Source organism: Candidatus Blastococcus massiliensis AP3 (assembly GCF_000582785.1).
Classification (GTDB): Bacteria; Actinomycetota; Actinomycetes; order Mycobacteriales; family Geodermatophilaceae; genus Blastococcus; species Blastococcus massiliensis.
This window is the reverse complement of record NZ_HG931174.1, coordinates 410,207-428,919: the sequence shown is the minus strand read 5'-3', so window position 1 is coordinate 428,919 and position 18,713 is coordinate 410,207. Positions and strand designations below refer to the sequence as shown.

Annotated in this window: 14 protein-coding genes; all 14 read left to right on the top strand. The window is 72.9% G+C overall.

All coding sequences use genetic code 11. The features are described 5' to 3' along the window. Positions 1-12 precede the first annotated feature (12 nt). The gene (locus tag BN344_RS10455; protein ID WP_040338458.1) at positions 13-1,218 is read left to right on the top strand and encodes a glutamate--cysteine ligase; all 1,206 of its coding nucleotides are present in this window, start codon (positions 13-15) and stop codon (positions 1,216-1,218) included. Then, positions 1,215-2,507, top strand: coding sequence for an amidohydrolase (locus BN344_RS10450; RefSeq protein ID WP_040338457.1), 1,293 nt, complete (start codon positions 1,215-1,217; stop codon positions 2,505-2,507). Before BN344_RS10455 ends, BN344_RS10450 begins: the two co-directional genes overlap by 4 nt. Beyond that, positions 2,504-4,423, top strand: a complete 1,920-nt coding sequence (locus BN344_RS10445) for a methylmalonyl-CoA mutase subunit beta (RefSeq protein WP_040338456.1) — start codon at positions 2,504-2,506, stop codon at positions 4,421-4,423. Before BN344_RS10450 ends, BN344_RS10445 begins: the two co-directional genes overlap by 4 nt. After that, positions 4,420-6,627, top strand: coding sequence for a methylmalonyl-CoA mutase (gene scpA / locus BN344_RS10440; RefSeq protein ID WP_040338455.1), 2,208 nt, complete (start codon positions 4,420-4,422; stop codon positions 6,625-6,627). The genes BN344_RS10445 and scpA overlap by 4 nt, the downstream gene beginning before the upstream one ends. Positions 6,628-6,670: 43 nt before the next feature. Further along, entirely contained in the window at positions 6,671-7,684 is a 1,014-nt protein-coding gene (meaB, locus tag BN344_RS10435) for a methylmalonyl Co-A mutase-associated GTPase MeaB (protein WP_040338454.1), read from the top strand. A 109-nt stretch (positions 7,685-7,793) separates the two neighbouring features. Beyond that, positions 7,794-9,209, top strand: coding sequence for a hypothetical protein (locus tag BN344_RS10430; RefSeq protein ID WP_040338453.1), 1,416 nt, complete (start codon positions 7,794-7,796; stop codon positions 9,207-9,209). Between the two features lie 274 nt (positions 9,210-9,483). Continuing rightward, a complete protein-coding gene (locus tag BN344_RS10425; protein ID WP_040338452.1) occupies positions 9,484-10,995 on the top strand; it encodes a hypothetical protein in 1,512 nt (503 codons plus the stop codon). Between the two features lie 288 nt (positions 10,996-11,283). Next, positions 11,284-12,453 carry a DegT/DnrJ/EryC1/StrS family aminotransferase gene (locus BN344_RS10420; protein WP_081788540.1) on the top strand — a complete coding sequence of 390 codons (1,170 nt, stop codon included), beginning with the start codon at positions 11,284-11,286 and terminating at the stop codon, positions 12,451-12,453. A 1-nt stretch (position 12,454) separates the two neighbouring features. Continuing rightward, entirely contained in the window at positions 12,455-13,486 is a 1,032-nt protein-coding gene (locus BN344_RS10415; RefSeq protein WP_197022301.1) for a glycosyltransferase family 2 protein, read from the top strand. Then, positions 13,473-13,883, top strand: a complete 411-nt coding sequence (locus BN344_RS19055; protein WP_051515787.1) for a GtrA family protein — start codon at positions 13,473-13,475, stop codon at positions 13,881-13,883. Before BN344_RS10415 ends, BN344_RS19055 begins: the two co-directional genes overlap by 14 nt. Next, complete coding sequence (locus BN344_RS21030; protein ID WP_040338451.1) at positions 13,880-14,818, top strand: WxcM-like domain-containing protein; 939 nt, start codon at positions 13,880-13,882, stop codon at positions 14,816-14,818. The genes BN344_RS19055 and BN344_RS21030 overlap by 4 nt, the downstream gene beginning before the upstream one ends. A gap of 142 nt (positions 14,819-14,960) precedes the next feature. Beyond that, positions 14,961-16,454: a polyprenol phosphomannose-dependent alpha 1,6 mannosyltransferase MptB gene (gene mptB / locus BN344_RS19050; RefSeq protein ID WP_051515786.1), complete on the top strand. Its 1,494-nt coding sequence runs from the start codon at positions 14,961-14,963 to the stop codon at positions 16,452-16,454. Between the two features lie 34 nt (positions 16,455-16,488). Then, positions 16,489-17,208 carry a polyprenol monophosphomannose synthase gene (locus tag BN344_RS10395; RefSeq protein WP_040338450.1) on the top strand — a complete coding sequence of 240 codons (720 nt, stop codon included), beginning with the start codon at positions 16,489-16,491 and terminating at the stop codon, positions 17,206-17,208. 64 nt (positions 17,209-17,272) lie between these two features. Further along, a complete protein-coding gene (locus BN344_RS10390) occupies positions 17,273-18,676 on the top strand; it encodes an NAD(P)H-quinone dehydrogenase (protein WP_040338449.1) in 1,404 nt (467 codons plus the stop codon). The last annotated feature ends 37 nt before the right edge of the window (positions 18,677-18,713 follow it).

The window sequence follows — 18,713 nt, the reverse complement described above, 5'->3', positions numbered from 1 at the left end:
AGACTTCCCGAAGTGGAGATCCCCTTCTGCTCGTCCGAGCGGGCCAGCCTGGGCGTGGAGTGGGAGCTGCAGCTGGTCGACCTCGCCACCGGAGAGCTGTCGCCGGGCGCCATCGAGATCCTCGAGCAGCTGCGGCCCGGCGGCGCCGAGGAGCATCCGAAGGCCAAGCACGAGCTGCTGCAGTCGACCATCGAGATCATCACCGGTATCTGCACGACCGTCGCGGAGGCCAAGGCCGACCTCGCCGGCACCCTGGCGGAGGTGGCCGCGGCCGCCGGGCAGCGCGGCCTGGGGCTGATGTGCGCGGGCACGCACCCGTTCACCGACTGGCAGACGCAGCTCATCTCGCCCAAGGAGCGGTATCTCCAGCTGGTCGAGCGGATGCAGTGGATGGCCCGCCGGTTGCAGATCTTCGGCGTGCACGTCCACGTCGGCGTGCGGTCGCCGGAGAAGGCGATCCCGATCGTCAACGCGCTGTGCCAGTACATCCCGCACTTCCTGGCCCTGTCGTCGTCCTCCCCGTACTGGGTCGGCTGCGACACCGGGCTCGCTTCGTCGCGCACCAAGATCTTCGAGGGCATGCCGACGGCCGGGCTGCCCTACCAGCTGGCGGGCTGGGACGAGTTCGAGGGGTACATGGAGACGCTCATCTCCACGAACGCCATCGAGAGCGTCCGCGAGGTGTGGTGGGACGTCCGGCCGCACCCCGAGTTCGGCACCGTCGAGCTGCGCATCTGCGACGGCCTGCCCACCCTCGACGAGATCGGTGCCGTGGCCGCTCTCGCCCAGTGCCTGGTCGAGCAGTTCGACCACCAGCTCGACCGCGGTTACACGTTGCCGACGCCGGCGTCCTGGGTGCTGCGGGAGAACAAGTGGCGGGCGGCCCGGTACGGCCTGGACGCGGACATCGTCGTCGACGAGAAGGGCACGGTGCAGCCGGTGCGGCAGGCGATCCTCGAGCTGGTCGAGGAGCTGCGGCCGACCGCGAAGCGGCTGGGCTGCGAGGCCGAGCTCGAGGACGTGCTCCGGGTGCTCGAGGTCGGCGCCTCCTACCAGCGGCAGCGGGCGGTCGCGGCCGCGCACGACGGCGACCTGAAGCCGGTCGTGGACAGCCTGCTCGCCGAGCTCCGGGACGGTCTCCCCGCCACCGGCCCGGTGGGGCGGCCGACCGAGCCCGTGCCCGGCCCCGGCGACTGCGCCGGAGGGCACGCCGCGTGACCCCCGTCGTCGAGAAGCTCGGTGCCGCGGTCGAGGACTGGGTGCAGGCGCACACCGCGCAGCTGGTCGCGGTGCGGCGGCACCTCCACGCCCACCCCGAGCTGGCCTACGCCGAGTTCGAGACGACGGCCTACCTCGAGCAGCGGCTCCGCGAAGCCGGCCTGTCCCCGAGGCGGCTGCCCACCGGCACCGGGCTGGTCGTGGAGGTGGGGGAGGGCCCGGGGCCGACCGTCGTCCTGCGCGGTGACATCGACGCCCTGCCGCTGGCCGACCTCAAGGACGTGCCCTACGCCTCGACCCGCCAGGGCCTGTGCCACGCCTGCGGTCACGACGTGCACACCACGGTGGTCCTCGGCGTCGCCCTCGCGCTGGCCACGCTCGACGGCCTGCCCGGGCGGGTGCGCTGCATCTTCCAGCCGGCGGAGGAGACGCTGCCCGGCGGCGCGACCGAGGTGGTCTCCGCGGGCGTGCTCGACGGCGCCTCGCGGGCCTTCGCCCTGCACTGCGACCCGTCGGTGCCCGTCGGGCGCATCGGCCTGCGCACCGGAGCCATCACCGCCGCCTGCGACCGCCTGGACGTCACGCTCACCGGCCCGGGCGGGCACACCGCCCGCCCGCACCTCACCGTCGACCTCGTCGACGCGCTGGGCCGGCTCATCACCGAGCTGCCCGGACTGCTGTCGCGCCAGGTGGACCCGCGCGCCGGGATGTCGCTGGTGTGGGGCTCCGTGGACGCGGGCGTGGCAGCCAACGCCATCCCGCAACGCGGCACTCTGCGTGGGACCGTCCGGGTGCTGGACCGCGACGCGTGGCAGGGCGCGGAGGAGCTGCTGCGCTCGCTGGTCGCGAAGGTCGCGGCCCCCAGCGGCGCTGCCGTGGAGGTCGACTACGTCCGCGGGGTGCCGCCGGTGGTCAACGACCCGCGCTCGGTGGCGCTGCTCCGGGCCGCCGCGCTGGAGACCGTGGGCGGCGACGAGGTGGTCCTGTCGCCGCAGAGCATGGGTGGAGAGGACTTCGGCTGGTTCGCCGAACGGCTGCCGATCGCGCTCGCCCGGCTCGGCACGCACGGCGGGGGAGCCCCGCTCGACCTGCACCGGGGCACGTTCGACGTGGACGAGCGGGCCATCCCGCTGGGGGTGCTGCTCCTCGCCCGCACGGCGCTGCACGCGCTGGAGGCCGACGCCGCGGTGCTGCACCCGCAGGCCGCACCGCCACCCGGCCGCACGGGACGGCACGAGGCCGGAGACACTGCAGGTAGACCCCCTGTCGAGGAGACCCACCGAGGATGAGTTCCACCGACCAGCACAGCAGCGGTCCGGCCCCGGCGTCGGCCGACGCCACGGTGCCCAGCGAGCACGAGGTCCCCGCGGACCTCGGGCTCGCCGCCGAGTTCCCCGCGGTCACCCGCGACGAGTGGCGGGACCTGGTGGCCGGCGTCCTGCGCAAGGCCGGTCGCGAGGATCTCCCCGAGCCGGTCGAGGACGCCCTGCGCCGCCCGGTCGCCCCCGGGGTCACCGTCGCCCCGCTGTACACCGCCGAGGACGCCGCCGACCTGCCGACGGCGGTCGGCGTCCCCGGCCTCCCCCCGTTCGTGCGCGGCGCGCGGGCCGGCGCGACCGGTGCCGCCGGTGGCCCGGACGGCGACGTGCCCGGCGGCTGGGACGTCCGCCAGCGGCACGCGCACCCGGACGTCGCCGCGACGAAGGAGGCCATCGCCGCCGACCTGGAGAACGGCGTCACCTCGCTGTGGCTCGTCGTCGGCGAGGGCGCCGTTCCCGCCGACCGGCTCGGCGACGTGCTCTCCGACGTCTACCTCGACCTCGCGCCGGTCTCCGTCGAGGGCGGCGAATCGGCGGCGACGGCGTTCCTCGACCTCGTCGAGGGCCGCGACGACCTCGCTCCCGGGGGCTCGCTCGGCCTCGACCCGCTGGGCGAGCACGCCGCCTCCGGGCAGGCCCAGGACCTCGGCGGCCTGGCCGACGTCGCCCGCCGCGCGGCCGCCCACGCCGACCTGCGCAGCGTCGTCGTCGACGCGACGGTCTTCCACGACGCCGGCGCCTCGGCGGTCGAGGAGCTGGGCTGTTCGCTCGCCTCCGGAGTCGCCTACCTGCGGGCGCTGACGGAGTCCGGCCTGTCCGTCGACGAGGCCTTCGGCCAGCTCGAGTTCCGCTACAGCGCCAGTGCCGACCAGTTCACGACCATCGCCGCGCTCCGGGCCGCCCGCCGGCTGTGGGACCGCGTCGGCGAGGTCAGCGGCGCCGCACCGCAGGCCCGTGCGCAGCGCCAGCACGCCGTCACCTCCTCGGTGATGACGACGAAGCGCGACCCCTGGGTGAACATGCTGCGCACCACGGTCGCCTGCTTCGCCGCCGGCGTGGGCGGCGCCGACGCCGTCACCGTGCAGCCCTTCGACGCCGCGCTCGGCCTGCCCGACTCCTTCTCGCGGCGCATCGCCCGCAACACCCAGAGCCTGCTGGTGGAGGAGGGGCACCTCGCCCGCGTCCTCGACCCGGCCGGCGGGTCCTGGTACGTCGAGTCGCTGACCGACGAGCTGTCCCGCGCCGCCTGGGAGTGGTTCACCGAGATCGAACGAGCCGGTGGCCTCGCCGCGGCCCTGGACTCCGGTCTCGTCCGCGACCGCATCGCCACCGCCTGGGACGCCCGCGCGGAGCGGCTGGCCACCCGTGCCGACGCCATCACCGGCGTCAGCGAGTTCCCCAACCTGGCCGAGAAGCTGCCCGAGCGGCAGCCCGCGGCGGACCTGCACCGCGGCGGGGGGCTGCCCCGGGTCCGTGCGGCGCAGGAGTACGAGGCGCTGCGCGACGCCGCTGACGCCGCGGGGGAGCGGCCCGCCGTCTACCTGGCGACCATCGGGCCGATCGCGCGGCACACCGCCCGCGCGAGCTTCGCGGGCAACCTGTTCCAGGCCGGTGGGCTGGCCACGCCCTCGGGGGACGGAGCCGAGGGCGTCGCCGACGCCGGGACGACGGTGGCCTGCATCTGCGGGACGGACAAGGACTACGCCGAGGCGGCGGCCGGCCTGGCTGCCGCGCTCAAGGACGCCGGCGCCACCCAGGTGTGGCTGGCCGGCAAGCCCGACCTCGCCGTCGACGGGGTCGACGGGTACGTGTACGCCGGATGCGACGCCCTGGACGTGCTCCGCACCGTCCACGCGCAGCTGGGCCTCGAAGGAGCGCAGTCATGAGCACCATCCCCGATTTCGGCGGCGTCGAGCTGGGCCGCCCGTCGGCCACCGCGTCGGCCGATGAGTGGGCCAAGGCGTTCAAGGAGACCACCGGCCGTGGCGTCGAGGAGGCGGCCTGGGAGACCCCCGAGGGCATCGCCGTCCCGCCGCTGTTCACGCCGGAGGACCTGCGGGACCTGGACTTCCTCGAGACGCTCCCGGGTCTGCCGCCGTTCCTGCGCGGCCCCTACCCGACGATGTACACGACCCAGCCGTGGACCGTCCGCCAGTACGCCGGGTTCTCCACCGCCGCGGAGTCCAACGCCTTCTACCGCCGCAACCTCGCCGCGGGTCAGAAGGGCCTGAGCGTCGCCTTCGACCTGCCGACCCACCGCGGCTACGACTCCGATCACCCCCGTGTGGTCGGCGACGTCGGCATGGCGGGCGTCGCCATCGACTCGATCCTCGACATGCGGCAGCTGTTCGACGGGATCCCGCTGGACAAGATGAGCGTCTCGATGACGATGAACGGCGCCGTGCTGCCGGTGCTGGCGCTCTACATCGTCGCCGCCGAGGAGCAGGGCGTGAAGCCCGAGCAGCTCACCGGCACGATCCAGAACGACATCCTCAAAGAGTTCATGGTGCGGAACACCTACATCTATCCGCCCAAGCCCTCGATGCAGCTCATCAGCGACATCTTCTCGTTCACCTCGCAGCAGATGCCGCGGTTCAACTCGATCTCGATCTCCGGCTACCACATCCAGGAGGCCGGGGCGACGGCCGATCTGGAGCTCGCGTACACCCTCGCCGACGGCGTCGAGTACCTGAAGGCCGGCCAGGACGCCGGGATGGACGTCGACGCGTTCGCGCCGCGCCTGTCGTTCTTCTGGGCCATCGGCATGAACTTCTTCATGGAGGTCGCCAAGCTCCGGGCCGGGCGGCTGCTGTGGGCGAAGCTGGTGAAGGAGGCCGGGGCGAAGAACCCGAAGTCGCTCTCGCTGCGCACCCACTCGCAGACCTCGGGCTGGTCGCTGACCGCGCAGGACGTCTACAACAACGTCGTCCGCACCTGCCTGGAGGCCATGGCCGCCACCCAGGGGCACACCCAGTCGCTGCACACCAACGCGCTCGACGAGGCGCTGGCCCTGCCCACCGACTTCTCCGCCCGGATCGCCCGCAACACCCAGTTGCTGCTGCAGCAGGAGTCGGGCACCACGCGGGTCATCGACCCCTGGGGTGGCTCCGCCTACGTCGAGAAGCTGACCTACGACCTGGCCCGGCGCGCGTGGGCGCACATCCAGGAGGTCACCGAGGCCGGCGGCATGGCGCAGGCCATCGACGAGGGCATCCCGAAGCTGCGCATCGAGGAGGCCGCGGCCCGCACCCAGGCGCGCATCGACTCCGGCCGCCAGCCGGTCATCGGCGTGAACAAGTACCGCGTCGAGGCCGACGAGGCGATCGAGGTGCTCAAGGTCGACAACGCCGACGTGCTCGCCCAGCAGAAGGCCAAGCTCGAGCAGCTGCGCGCCGAGCGCGACGGCGGAGCCGTCACCGAGGCGTTGCGCAGGCTGACCGACGCCGCCCGTGCCGCGGCCGAGGGGCGCCGGGACGGCGGGCTGGAGTCGAACCTGCTCAAGCTGGCCGTCGACGCCGCACGGGCCAAGGCGACCGTCGGCGAGATCTCCGACGCGCTCGAGGAGGTCTACGGACGGCATGCCGGCCAGGTGCGCACCATCTCCGGTGTCTACCGCGACGAGGCAGGAGCATCCGGGCCCATGGACGAGACCCGCCGGATGGCCGAGGCGTTCGAGGAGGCCGAGGGCCGCCGCCCCCGCATCCTGGTCGCCAAGATGGGCCAGGACGGCCACGACCGCGGGCAGAAGGTCATCGCCACCGCCTTCGCCGACCTCGGCTTCGACGTCGACGTCGGCCCGCTGTTCCAGACGCCGGACGAGGTCGCCCGGCAGGCGGTGGAGGCCGACGTGCACGTCGTCGGCGTCTCGTCGCTGGCCGCCGGTCATCTCACGCTGGTGCCCTCGCTCAAGCAGGCGCTGGCCGAGCTCGGTGCCGAGGACGTGCTGATCGTCGTCGGCGGCGTCATCCCGCCCGACGACGTCCCGACCCTCAAGGAGATGGGCGCGGCCGCGGTGTTCCCGCCCGGCACGGTCATCGCCGAGGCAGCCCAGGAGCTGCTGCGCACGCTCTCGCAGCGCCTGGGTCACTGATGAGAAGGGCCAGAATGGCCATGTGGGCCCTGGGGGAGGCGGCGTGAGCCGTCCGATCGAGGTCCCCGCGCTCGCCGAGGGGGTGCTCGCCGGCGACCGGCGGGTCATGGCGCGTGCCATCACCCTGGTCGAGTCCCGGCGGGCCGACCACCGGGAGCAGGCCCAGGAACTCCTGGTGGAGCTGCTGCCGCACGCCGGGGGAGCACGCCGGGTCGGCATCAGCGGCGTCCCGGGCGTCGGGAAGTCGACGTTCATCGACCAGCTCGGGGTGACCCTCACCGCGGCGGGCTCGAAGGTCGCGGTCCTCGCCGTCGACCCGTCCTCGGCGCGCTCGGGCGGCTCGATCCTGGGCGACAAGACGCGCATGGCCCGGCTCGCCGTCGACCCGAACGCCTTCATCCGCCCCTCGCCCACGTCGGGGACCCTCGGCGGGGTCGCGCAGGCGACGCGGGAGTCGATGGTCGTCGTCGAGGCCGCCGGCTACGACGTCGTGCTCGTCGAGACCGTGGGCGTCGGGCAGTCGGAGATCACCGTCGCGGAGATGGTCGACTCGTTCCTGTTCCTCACACTCGCCCGCACCGGCGACCAGCTCCAGGGGATCAAGCGCGGGATCCTGGAGATCGCCGACGTCATCGCGGTGAACAAGGCCGACGGCGACGGGGCTCCGGGCGCCCGCAAGGCGGCCCGCGAACTCGGGCAGGCGATCCGGATGCTGCGCGGCCACGGTGAGGACTGGGACGTCCCGGTGCTCACCTGCGCCGGACTCACCGGCGAGGGCATGGACGAGGTATGGGCCAAGCTCGTGGAGCACCAGGAGCGGGCCAAGGCATCCGGCGCCTTCGACGAGCGCCGGCGCACCCAGCAGGTGCGCTGGACCTGGCAGCTCGTCCGCGACGGGCTGGAGCACTCGCTGCGGGCGCACCCGGACGTCCGGGCGCTGGCGCCGACCCTGGAGAAGGCCGTGCTCGCGGGTGAGCTCACGCCGGCGCTGGCGGCGCGACAGATTCTGCAGGCGTTCCTCGCGCACCCGGACGACGCCGCCGCCGACACCGCCTGAGGAGCTTCCGGCCCACCCTGCCGTGACGCCAGGGACGCAGAGGGGCTGGCGTGGCTGCCACCGGGCCGGATGCCCGGTGGAGGACCTCGCGCGGGCTAGCCTCCCGACCATGGCCGCCCGGAATTCTGCCGTCGTCGAGCGGCCCGGCCCCTCCCCGGAGCGGCCCGGGGAACCGCCCGCCGGCCGGCAGGCGTGGCTGGGGCTACGGACGCCCGTCCGTCGAGCGCAGTGGGCCGCGGCGGCGCTGGTCGTCCTCGCAACCTGCCTCCAGCAGCCCGCGTCGGTCTTCTACGCCGACGCGTCGACCTACTGGAACGCCACCATGGCGATCCTGCAGGGCGGCGACCTGCACGCCGCGGGCAGGCTGGAGCTGCGCGGCATCGCGACCAGCTTCCTGTACCTCCCGGCCGGTGTGGTCGTCACCCTGGCGGGTGGAGCGGGAGCTGCCTTCGCCGTCATGGTCCAGAACGCCCTGCTCCTCGCGGGCACCGGTGCGTTCCTCCTGCCGCGCTTCGTCGGTATCTGGCGACCGGTCACCCCCCGCCTGGTGTGGGCATGCGCCCTGGGGACCGGGCTGCTGCTCGCCGGGTTCGCCCCCATCCCGCTGACCGACGTCTGGGCGGCGTCGCTCCTTCTCGCCGCGACGATCGCCCTCCACGGCCGCCGGTGGCAGCATCTGCTGGTCGCGGGCGCTGCTGCTGGTCTGGCGTTCAACCTGCGGCCGGCCGTGCTGCTCCCGGTCGCCGGTGTGGTGATCGCGGTCCTGGTCGCACGCAGGATCTCGGGGTTGTGGTTCCTCGCCGGAGCGGCGGCCGCCCTCCTGCCCCAGAGCCTGTACAACCTGGCGCGCGGGACCTCCTGGCTGCCGTGGCCGGAGGAGACCTTCGGGTTGTCCGGCCGGCAGGCGCACTGGGCCTCCTTCACGGTCCGCTACGACACGTTGGTCACTCCCGACAGCGTGGCGCCACTGTTCTACTGCAGCCCGTCGATGGCGCAGGCCGTCGAGGACGCGCCCCCGACGTCCGGTGGTGGACTGGTGGCCGCGTTCCTGTCCCACCCGGTCGAGGCGTCGGTCCTGTCGGCGCAGAAGGTCGCGGCCGCCCTGCACTGGGGCCTCGCCGTGCCGTACTCCGACGAGGCGCCCGGGGTCAACGCCCTGATCGCCGTCCTGGTCACCGCCGTGGCCGTCACCGGGGCGGCTGTCGGCCTGCACGCGGTGGTCACGAGGGGGCTGCGGGTCCTGTCGCTGGCCCAGGTGGCGGCTCTGCTCGTCTGGGTCGGGACCCTGCTTTCGCTCCTGTCCGCCGCCCCGGAGAGCCGGTTCGCGCTGGTGCTGGTGTTGATCGGTATCGCCGGATGTGCGGCGCTGGTGGCCGACGGGCTGCACACTCCTCGCGACCGGGCGGGTTGGGTTCGGTCCGGCTTCCTCGTCGTGGCGGTCCTGGCTGTCTTCGCGGTCGGCGTGACCGGCCTCCAGCACCCCGTCGAGGGGCGCGCCACGGTTCAGGACTGCGCCCGCGCCTGACCCGACGCTGTCCTGGGAGCCGCAGCGCGGAGCGGACCGGTCCATCCCGCTCGGGCCGGTCGACGCAAGCCGAGAACCTTTCGCCGTGTGACGGGTGGGGGCGGCGGGAGCGGCCGGCGGACGGCTCGTCCGAAGACTCGCTGGGGGTCGGAGCCGTCCCGTATCGTCGGCGACGCCACCGGTCGCGCTCGGATGAACACACCCAGTCACGAGGCGCCCCGGTAGGGCTCGCAGCGAGCCCCGTCGCTTCCGGCCCCGACAGATTGCGGACCGCATGTCCTCCAGCACCTCGACCGCCACGCTCGACGCACACGAGGCGATCGAGCCGCCCGGCCGAACGGCGCCGTCGGAACAGGGCAGGACGGAGCACGGCGTCCTGCTGACGGTGCTCACGGTCGTGGGTGCGGTACTCGTGGCCGCGCTGCACTTCCGGCCGTGGCAGGGCGCTCTCCTGGAGGACTGGGCTCTCGCGTGGGCCTGGCAGGTGGAGGGGCTCGGCGGCTTCGCCGACCGGTTCTCCGCCAATCTCGGCAGACCACTGCACGTCGTGCCGCACTACACCGGGATGGTGGCCGCGGACGGCGCGATGGCCGGCCCGTACGGTGTCCTCGCGCTCGTCGCGGTCGCCCAGTTCCTGCTGGCGATGTGGGCGCTGCGACCCCTCGTCTCGTCGTGGTGGGTGCGCTGGGTCCTCGGGCTGGCCGTCGCGCTGCACCCGTGGTGGGTCGCCGGCGACGTCCTGCGCTTCATGCCGTCGCAGGTCGCGATCCTGGGCGTCGTCGTCTGGCTGGGCGCGGCGCTTCGCTACCTGCACGCGGGCGACCGCCGGTGGCTGGTCCTCGTGGTCGTCGCGCCGGCGCTCGGGATGCTGACCTACCAGGCTCCGGCCGGGACGTTGGTCCTCGCCTCCGTCGCCCTGGCGGTGACCGCCGCGGCCGGTCGTCGGGGCGTGGCTCTGGTCGTCGTGACCACCGCGACCGTGGGGGCGGTGATGTCGTGGTCGGTCGTCATCGCGCCCAGGCTGAGCGCCGACACCTACGAGTCCGGATTCCTGTCCCAGGGACTGGGGGATCCGGGACAGCTGCTCCGGGCGCTGCTCCGGACGCTCGTCCTCCACGGCAAGGCCGTGCTCCTGCTGTTGGTGGTCGTGGTCGTGGCCGTCATCGCGCTCGGGCTGAGTGGCCGGCTGGCGCGGTGGCAGGTCTGGAGCCTCCTCGCCCTGGCCCTCGCTTCGCCCTTGGCCGGCCTCGCCTACGCGTCGACCGTCCTGCACCTGAACGACATCGAGCGCATCGCCGCCCCCGTGGGGCTGACCCTCTGGGTGATCGCGTGCGTTCTCGCGGACGAACTGCCCGACGACACGCGAGTGGGGCGCGGAATCCTCGTGGGGACGGTCGTGGCGACAGCGGTCGGCGCGGTGGCGGGCTACGTCCAGTGGACCAACTACTCCTCGGCGCAGCAGGAGTTGATCGCTGTCGTCGGTGAGGCTCGGGAGGAGCTGCCGGACGACGCCACGCTCGTCGTGGAGGACGTGAGCGGCAGGTACGGCGACGTCTACCTGCTCCTGCCGCCCCATCTGGACGTCGCCCTCGACGTCGAGTTCGGGCAGGGGGCGCAGAGCGTGCTGTGCACCGCGACCGGCGTCGTCCGGGACCACCCGAAGGCCGCCGTCTTCCCGATCGGCACGACGGAGGATTGCGGCAGCTACCTGTCCGGGCCGGGGAGCACTCTCATCGGCTCCGAGGAGACCTCCCTGGGAACGGTCCGCCTGCACGCGGTCGACTGATCCGCCTCGGCGAAGGGGTGTGAGGCCGGTGCCACCGAAGCTGTCGCGCCTCAACCGCAAAAGGTGACGAACCGGTCCGCTCATGGCTGTGGCGCACCCCGCCCGGGCAAGGCTGTGAGCCTGCGCCCTGTGACTGCTGAGACGCACGGGCCGATCGCGTTCCTGTTCGGATTCGATTCGCGTTCTCGGCTCAACCCGCCGGTAGCGTGAGGAACTGCCACCGGGGGTGCTCGCGGAATCACGCGGAGTCACAGAATCCGGACCGGGGCGCGGAATACGGGAGACAGCATGACGAAGGCTCTGGCGCACGAGGTCCTCGAGACGGCGACCCGGCCGGCGATCGCGCCGCACGACCTCAAGCGGCGGCCGACGGTCCCGCTGAACGACCTCAAGCGCGGCTTCGGCAGCCTGTCCGAGCAGCTGCAGGCGGCGGCGGCCCGCGTGCTGAGCAGCGGGTGGTACGTCCAGGGACCCGAGCACGCCGCGTTCGAGCGCGAGTTCGCCACGTACCTGGGCGCGGAGCACTGCGTGGGCGTGGCGAACGGCACCGACGCCCTGGAGATCGCGCTGAAGGCGCTGGATCCCGCGCCGGGCTCCGTGGTGGTCACGGCCGCGAACGCGGGCATGTACAGCTCGACCGCCATCCGGCGCGCCGGGCTGCGTCCCCGCTACGCGGACGTCGACCCGGAGACGCTGCTGCTCACCCCTGAGGCCGTCTCGGCGGTGCTCGGCGACGACGTGTCGATCGTCGTCGTCACCCACCTCTACGGCCGGCTGGCCGACGTGGCCGGGATCCGGAAGGTCCTCCACGACCGGGGTATCGCGGTCCTGGAGGACTGCGCGCAGGCAGCCGGTGCAGGTGCACCCGGTGCTCGCGCGGGCAGCCTGGGCGACGTCGCCGCGTTCAGCTTCTACCCGACGAAGAACCTCGGCGCGTTCGGCGACGGCGGTGCTGTCACCAGCTCGCGGGCGGACGTCGCGGACCGCGCCCGCCGGCTGCGGATGTACGGCTGGACCGCGAAGTACGAGGTCGGGGAGGACGGCGGTCGCAACAGCCGCCTGGACGAGATGCAGGCGGCGCTGCTCCGGGTGCAGCTCTCCCACCTCGACGCGTGGAACGAGACCCGCCGAGCGATCATCGCGCGCTACGTCGAGGCCGCCGAGGGGACCGGTGTCCGGGTACTGCCCGCCGTCGGGGAGGGCCACGTCGCTCACCTGGCGGTCGCCGTGGCACGGGACCGCGACGCGGCCAGGGAGTCGCTGACCGCCGCGGGGGTGCAGACGGACGTGCACTACCCGATCCCGGACCACCGGCAGAGGCCCTTCCTCGCGGAGTACGCCGGCACCTCGCTGCCGGTCACCGAGGAGCGCTCCGGTCAGGTCTTCAGCCTGCCCTGTTTCCCCGAGCTGACCACCGACGAGATCGACCGCGTGTGCGCGGCCCTGCGGGAGCTGTGACATGACCTCCATCCGCTACTCCGTCGTCGTCCCGGTGTACGGCAACGAAGCCACGCTCCCTGCCCTCGTCGAGCGGCTGGAGCAGCTCGCGACCCGGCTGGACGGCCCCCTGGAGGCCGTCTTCGTCGTCGACGGCTCGCCGGACGGGTCGCTGCTGGTGCTCCGCCGGCTGCTCTCCACGGCTGCACTGCACTCCCAGCTGGTGGCGCACTCGCGGAACTTCGGGTCCTTCGCCGCGATCCGCACCGGCTTCGCCGCCGCCGAGGGCGACTTCGTCGCAGCGATGGCGGCCGACCTGCAGGAGCCGGTCGAGCTCGTCGAGGAGTTCTTCCAGGCGCTCGCGACGGGGGAGTACGACGTCGCCGTCGGCACCCGCGCGGGCCGTGACGACCCGCGCACCACCATGTTCCTGTCGCGCGCCTTCTGGGCCCTGTACCGGCGCAGCGTGCACCGCGAGATGCCCGCCGGCGGCGTCGACATCTTCGGGTGCACCCGGCAGGTGGCCAACCAGCTCGTCGCCCTCGACGAGTCGCACTCGAGCCTCGTCGGCCTGCTCTACTGGCTCGGCTTCCGGCGCGTCGAGGTGCCCTACCGCCGGGCCCCGCGGCCCGAGGGGAAGAGCGGCTGGTCGTTCAAGCGGAAGATGCGCTACTTCCTCGACAGCGTCTTCTCGTTCACCGACGTGCCGGTGATGCTGCTGACGATGATCGGAGCCGTGGGTGCGGTCCTCACGGTGCTCGCCGGCGCCTTCCTGGTCGGCGCGCGCCTGTCCGGTGTCATCGACGAGGCCGGGTACACGCCGCTGATGCTCGTGGTCCTGCTCTCCACGTTCACCCTGTTGTTCGGCCTCGGCGTCGTGGGGTCCTACGTCTGGCGCACCTACGAGAACAGCAAGGGCCGCCCAAGCTCGGTGTCCATGTCGCACGAGCGCTTCCGGGCACCGCGGCTCACGACGGAGCAGGTTCCCGCCGTCGCACCGACGATCCCGGGGACTCGCACGTATTCCGAGACGCCGGACCGTGTCGAGGTCTGACCACCTGCGCCAGGCCTGGCGGTTCCTCCTCGTCGGGGGCGCCAACACCGCGGTGACCGTCGTCCTGCTCGCGGTGCTCGCCGGGCTGATCGAGCCGACGGTGGCCTACACGGTCGTCTACGTGCTCGGGCTGGCCTTCACGACGGTGATGACCAGCAGGTACGTCTTCTCCGCCGAGAGCTCGTGGCTCCGCATGGGCGCCTTCGTGGCGTGGTACCTCGTGGTCTACGCCGTGGGCCTGGCCGTGGTGGACCTCGTGGATTCCCGGCTCCAGTGGTCGTCGATCCCGCTGGCGCTGGCCACCATCGCCGTCACTGCTCCGCTGAGCTTCCTCGGTGGACGCGTCATCTTCGCTCCCGTCTCCCGCCCCACCCCTGCACAGGAGATCTCCCGATGAACTACTTCGTCCACGACATGGGGCTCTGCGAGAGCAGCGACATCGGCGAAGGCACCCGGATCTGGGCCTTCGCGCACGTGCTGCCGGGCGCGCGTCTCGGCGCCGACGTGAACATCTGCGACAACGTCTACGTGGAGAACGACGTCGTGGTCGGCGACCGGGTGACCGTCAAGTGCGGCGTGCAGCTCTGGGACGGCGTCCGGCTCTCCGACGACGTCTTCGTGGGCCCGAACGTCACGTTCACCAACGACCCGTTCCCGCGCAGCAAGGCCTATCCCGAGAAGTTCGCGCAGACGGTCGTCGGACCCGGGGCCTCGCTCGGCGCCAACTGCACGATCCTCCCCGGCGTCTCGATCGGCCGGCACGCCATGGTCGGCGCCGGAGCCGTCGTCACCAAGGACGTGCCGCCGAACGCCATCGTGGTCGGCAACCCCGCCCGGATCGTCGGCTACGTCGACGCCGACCTGGGCGAGCCCGAGGTCGATGTCGCAGCCGGCGCGCTGCCGACGAGCCGCGTGCCCGGGGTCGACGTCATCCGGCTCACCCGTGCCGACGACCTCCGCGGCAGCCTCGTGGCAGCCAACTTCGAGCAGGAGCTGCCCTTCGTCCCACGCCGCTTCTTCACCGTGTTCGGGGTTCCGTCCACGGACGTCCGGGGGGCGCACGCCCACCGGCGGTGCCACCAGCTCCTGGTCTGCGTGCAGGGAAGCGTCAACGCGGTGGTCGACGACGGGACGACCCGGCAGGAGTTCGTCCTCGACCGTCCCGACGTCGGCCTGCACATGGCACCCATGATCTGGGGCACCCAGTACCGCTACTCCGCCGACGCCGTGCTCCTCGTCCTGGCCTCGGACCCCTACGACGCCGGCGACTACATCCGGGACCACGAGATGTTCCTGGCCGAGGTGGCGCAGAACGGGCACGTCGGTCACTGACCGCGAGCGCGGCGGACCCGGTGTCCGGCGCTGTTAGGGTGCTGACCGGTTCACGCGGAGTCTGCCGGTCCGCCGCGGTTCAGCGGCCTCAGGTCCGGACCGCGAACTACGAAGACCTCAGGAGACGACCGTCAGCGCAGGCGTGACCGGACGGACCGACGAGTCCTCGGCTCCTCCGGCAACATACGTTCCCCGCCGCCCCGACCGGCGTTCGGTCGCGGTCCTCGTCGCCGCCACGCTGCTCGGCCTGGCCGCGGCCACCTACCTCGTCGTCGCAGGCACCACCCTGGGGTCCCACCTCTTCGTCGAGGACCTGTGGTTCTTCGAGAACTCCGAGGCGCTCTCTCCCGAGGAGATGGGGAAGACCGCGGCGAAGACCTGGAACGCGGTCGTCCTGGCGGTCTGGGCGGCCGCGTGGCTGCTCCTGCTCGTCGCCGTGCGGCGCGGGGTGGCGGCGCGCTGGCTGTTCCTCGTCGGCTCGCTCTGGTCGGTCCCGCTCCTGGTGGGGCCGCCGCTGTTCAGCGGTGACGCGTACTTCTACACGGCCATCGGCGCCGCCGTCCGCAGCGGGATCGACCCGTACGAGAACGGCCCCGGGGTCGTCGAGGACCCGTGGGTCGTGCGCGGCGCCGAGGAGTTCTGGCGCTTCGAGCCGACCCCGTACAGCCCGCCGTTCGTCTTCCTCCTGAGCGGGCTGTCGCGGGTGTTCGAGGTGGACCTGCTGTCGGTGTTCGTCGCCCTGCGGGTGCTGTCGGTCGCGGCCTGGCTGCTCGCCGCCGTCGTCCTGGTGAAGATCGCGCGGCACTACGGGTTCGCGGCCAACCGGGCCGTGTGGCTCGGCGTGATCAACCCACTGGTCCTGCTGCACATCGTCTCGGCCGCGCACAACGACGCGCTGATGGTCGCCCTGGTGCTGCCCGGTCTGCTGCTCGCCCTGCGCGGACGGCCGCTCCTGGGTGTGCTGCTGTGCGTGGCCGCCGCCGGCGTGAAGGTCATCGCCCTGGTCGCCGTCTTCGTCATCGGCGTGGACTACGCCCGCAGGCAGACCGGCTGGCCGGCCCGGCTGCGGGCGCTCGCCCTCGCCGGCGCCGTGGGCGCCGGTGCCTTCGCCCTCAGCGTCCAGCTGTCCGGCTTCGGATGGGGATGGCTGGACAACCTCGAGGTCCCCGGCAAGGCGCTCGAGCCCCTCACGCCGACGACGGCGCTCGCCGTGACCATCGACCTGCAGGACCCGCCGCTCGACGGGCTGCGGCTGGCCGCCCTCGTCGTCGGCGCGGTCGCCACCCTGCTGCTCACCCTGCTGCTGGGCCGATGGGGTCCGGTCCGCGTGACCGGATGGGCCTTCGTGGTCGTCATCGTCACCGGGTCGGTGGTGTGGCCGTGGTACTTCCTCTGGCCGACCATGATCTTCGCCGCGGCCGGCACGCGGGCGGAACGGACGATGGTGGCCGTGTGGTCGGTGCTCATGCTGTTCACCACGCAGCCCGGGGGGCAGTCGGTCCTGGCGCTGTTCTCGCGCCCGGGCGTCGACCGGTTCGTCCTGGGGGTCTACGCCGTCGTCCTCGTCGGCGGCATCGCCTGGGCCCTGCGACGTCGTCAGTGGCGGGCCCGGCAGGATCCTGCGGGCGTCCACTGACGTGTCCCCACCGTCCGAGCAGAGAGAAGGCACCGTGCGCGTCCTGGTGGTCACGCCGACCTACAACGAGGTCGAGAACGTGCGTCGGCACGTCGAGGCGGTGCTCGACCGCCCGGCGCGGCCCGATGTCCTCGTCGTCGACGACGGGTCGCCCGACGGCACCGCCGCGGAGGTCGAGGCGCTCGCGACCGAGCACCCGGGGCGGGTCCACCTGCTGGAGCGCTCGGGCAAGCTCGGCCTCGGCACGGCCTACGTGGCCGGCTTCCGGTGGGCGCTCGGACAGGAGCGCTGGGACGTCATCGTGCAGATGGACGTCGACGGCTCGCACGACCCCCGCGCGGTCGACGACCTGCTGACCCGGATCGGCGACGCCGACCTGGTGATCGGTTCCCGCTACGTGCCCGGCGGGGAGGTGGCGGACTGGCCCTGGAGCCGCCGGACCGTCTCCTGGGTGGGGAACCTGTACGCGCGCTCGGTGCTCCGGGCGCCGGTGCGCGACCTCACCGGCGGATTCAAGGCCTGGCGCGCGGACCTCCTGACCCGCCTCGACGTCGACTCCTTCGCGGCGAACGGCTACGGGTACCAGATCGAGACGACGTACCGCGCGCTGCAGGCGGGCGCCGTCGTCGTGGAGGTGCCGATCGTCTTCCGCGACCGCGAGGTCGGGGTGTCGAAGATGAGCACCGGCATCGCGGTGGAGGCCGTCTCCGCCGTCTGGCGGATCCGCCGCACGCCGTCCCCGCCCGCGTCCTGACGCCGTTCGGGCGTCGTCGCGGGACAATGGCCGGCGAACCCCCGCACAGCATCGGAGAAGACCCATGACCCGCATCGTGATCATCGGCGGCGGACCGGCCGGCTACGAGGCCGCGCTCGTCGCCGCCCAGCTCGGTGCACAGGTCACCGTGATCGAACGCGACGGCATCGGTGGCGCCAGCGTCCTGTCCGACTGCGTGCCCTCGAAGACCTTGATCGCCTCGGCCGGTGCGATGACGTCGGTCCGCCACTCGGCCGCGCTCGGGGTGCACGGCGCCGAGCTGTCGCGGGTCGGGCTGGACCTGCCCGCGGCCAACCAGCGGGTCAAGCACCTGGCGATGGCGCAGTCCGCCGACATCCACGAGCGGCTCGCGGCCGAGGGCGTGCGCATCGTGCGCGGCGGCGGACGGCTCTCCGACGACATGCGCGGCCTGGCGGCGCACCGCGTGGAGGTCGTCGACGCCGACGGCGCGGTCACCGAGGAGCTGGAGGGCGACGTCGTCCTCATCGCCACCGGCGCCGACCCGCGGGTGCTGCCCGGGGCCGAACCCGATCACGAGCGGATCCTCGACTGGCGCGACGTGTACGACCTGGCCGAGATGCCCGAGCACCTCGTGGTCGTGGGCTCCGGTGTCACGGGTGCGGAGTTCGCCTCCGGCTACCTGGAGGCCGGCGTGCCGGTCACCCTGGTCTCCTCCCGCGACCGCGTGCTCCCCGGCGAGGACTCCGACGCCGCCGAGGTGCTGGAGCAGGTCTTCCAGTCCCGCGGCGGCCGGCTCGAGCGCGGCCGGGCGGCCGGCGTGCGGCGCTCGGAGAAGGGCGTCTCGGTCGAGCTCACCGACGGTCGCACGGTCGAGGGCTCGCACGCGCTCATGACCGTGGGCACCGTGCCGAACACCGCCGGGCTGAACCTCGCGGCGTGCGGGATCGAGCTGACCGAGGCGGGGCACGTCGTCGTCGACCGCGTGTCGCGGACCTCGGTCGCCGGCGTGTACGCGGCCGGTGACGTGACCGGGATCTTCCAGCTGGCCTCGGTGGCGGCCATGCAGGGTCGCATCGCCATGTGGCACGCCCTGGGGGAGGCGGTGGCCCCGATCAAGCTCAAGACGGTGGCGGCGAACGTCTTCACCCACCCCGAGATCGCGACGGTCGGCGTGCAGGAGGCGCACGTCGCCGAGGGCGACGACGTCGAGGTGGTGCGGCTGCCGCTGGCCACCAACGCCCGCGCCAAGATGGCCGATCTGCACGACGGGTTCGTCAAGCTGTTCGCCCGGCGGTCCAGCGGCGTGGTCATGGGCGGTGTCGTCGTGGCACCGGGAGCCTCGGAGCTGATCCTGCCCATCGCGCTCGCGGTGACCAAGGGGCTCACTGCGGCCGACCTGGCGCAGACCTTCGCCATCTACCCGTCGCTGTCGGGCTCGATCACCGAGGCCGGACGGCGGCTCATGGGGGCCGATCACCTGGCCTGACCGGGCGGACCGCTCAGGGAGTGGCCAGGACGAGCCG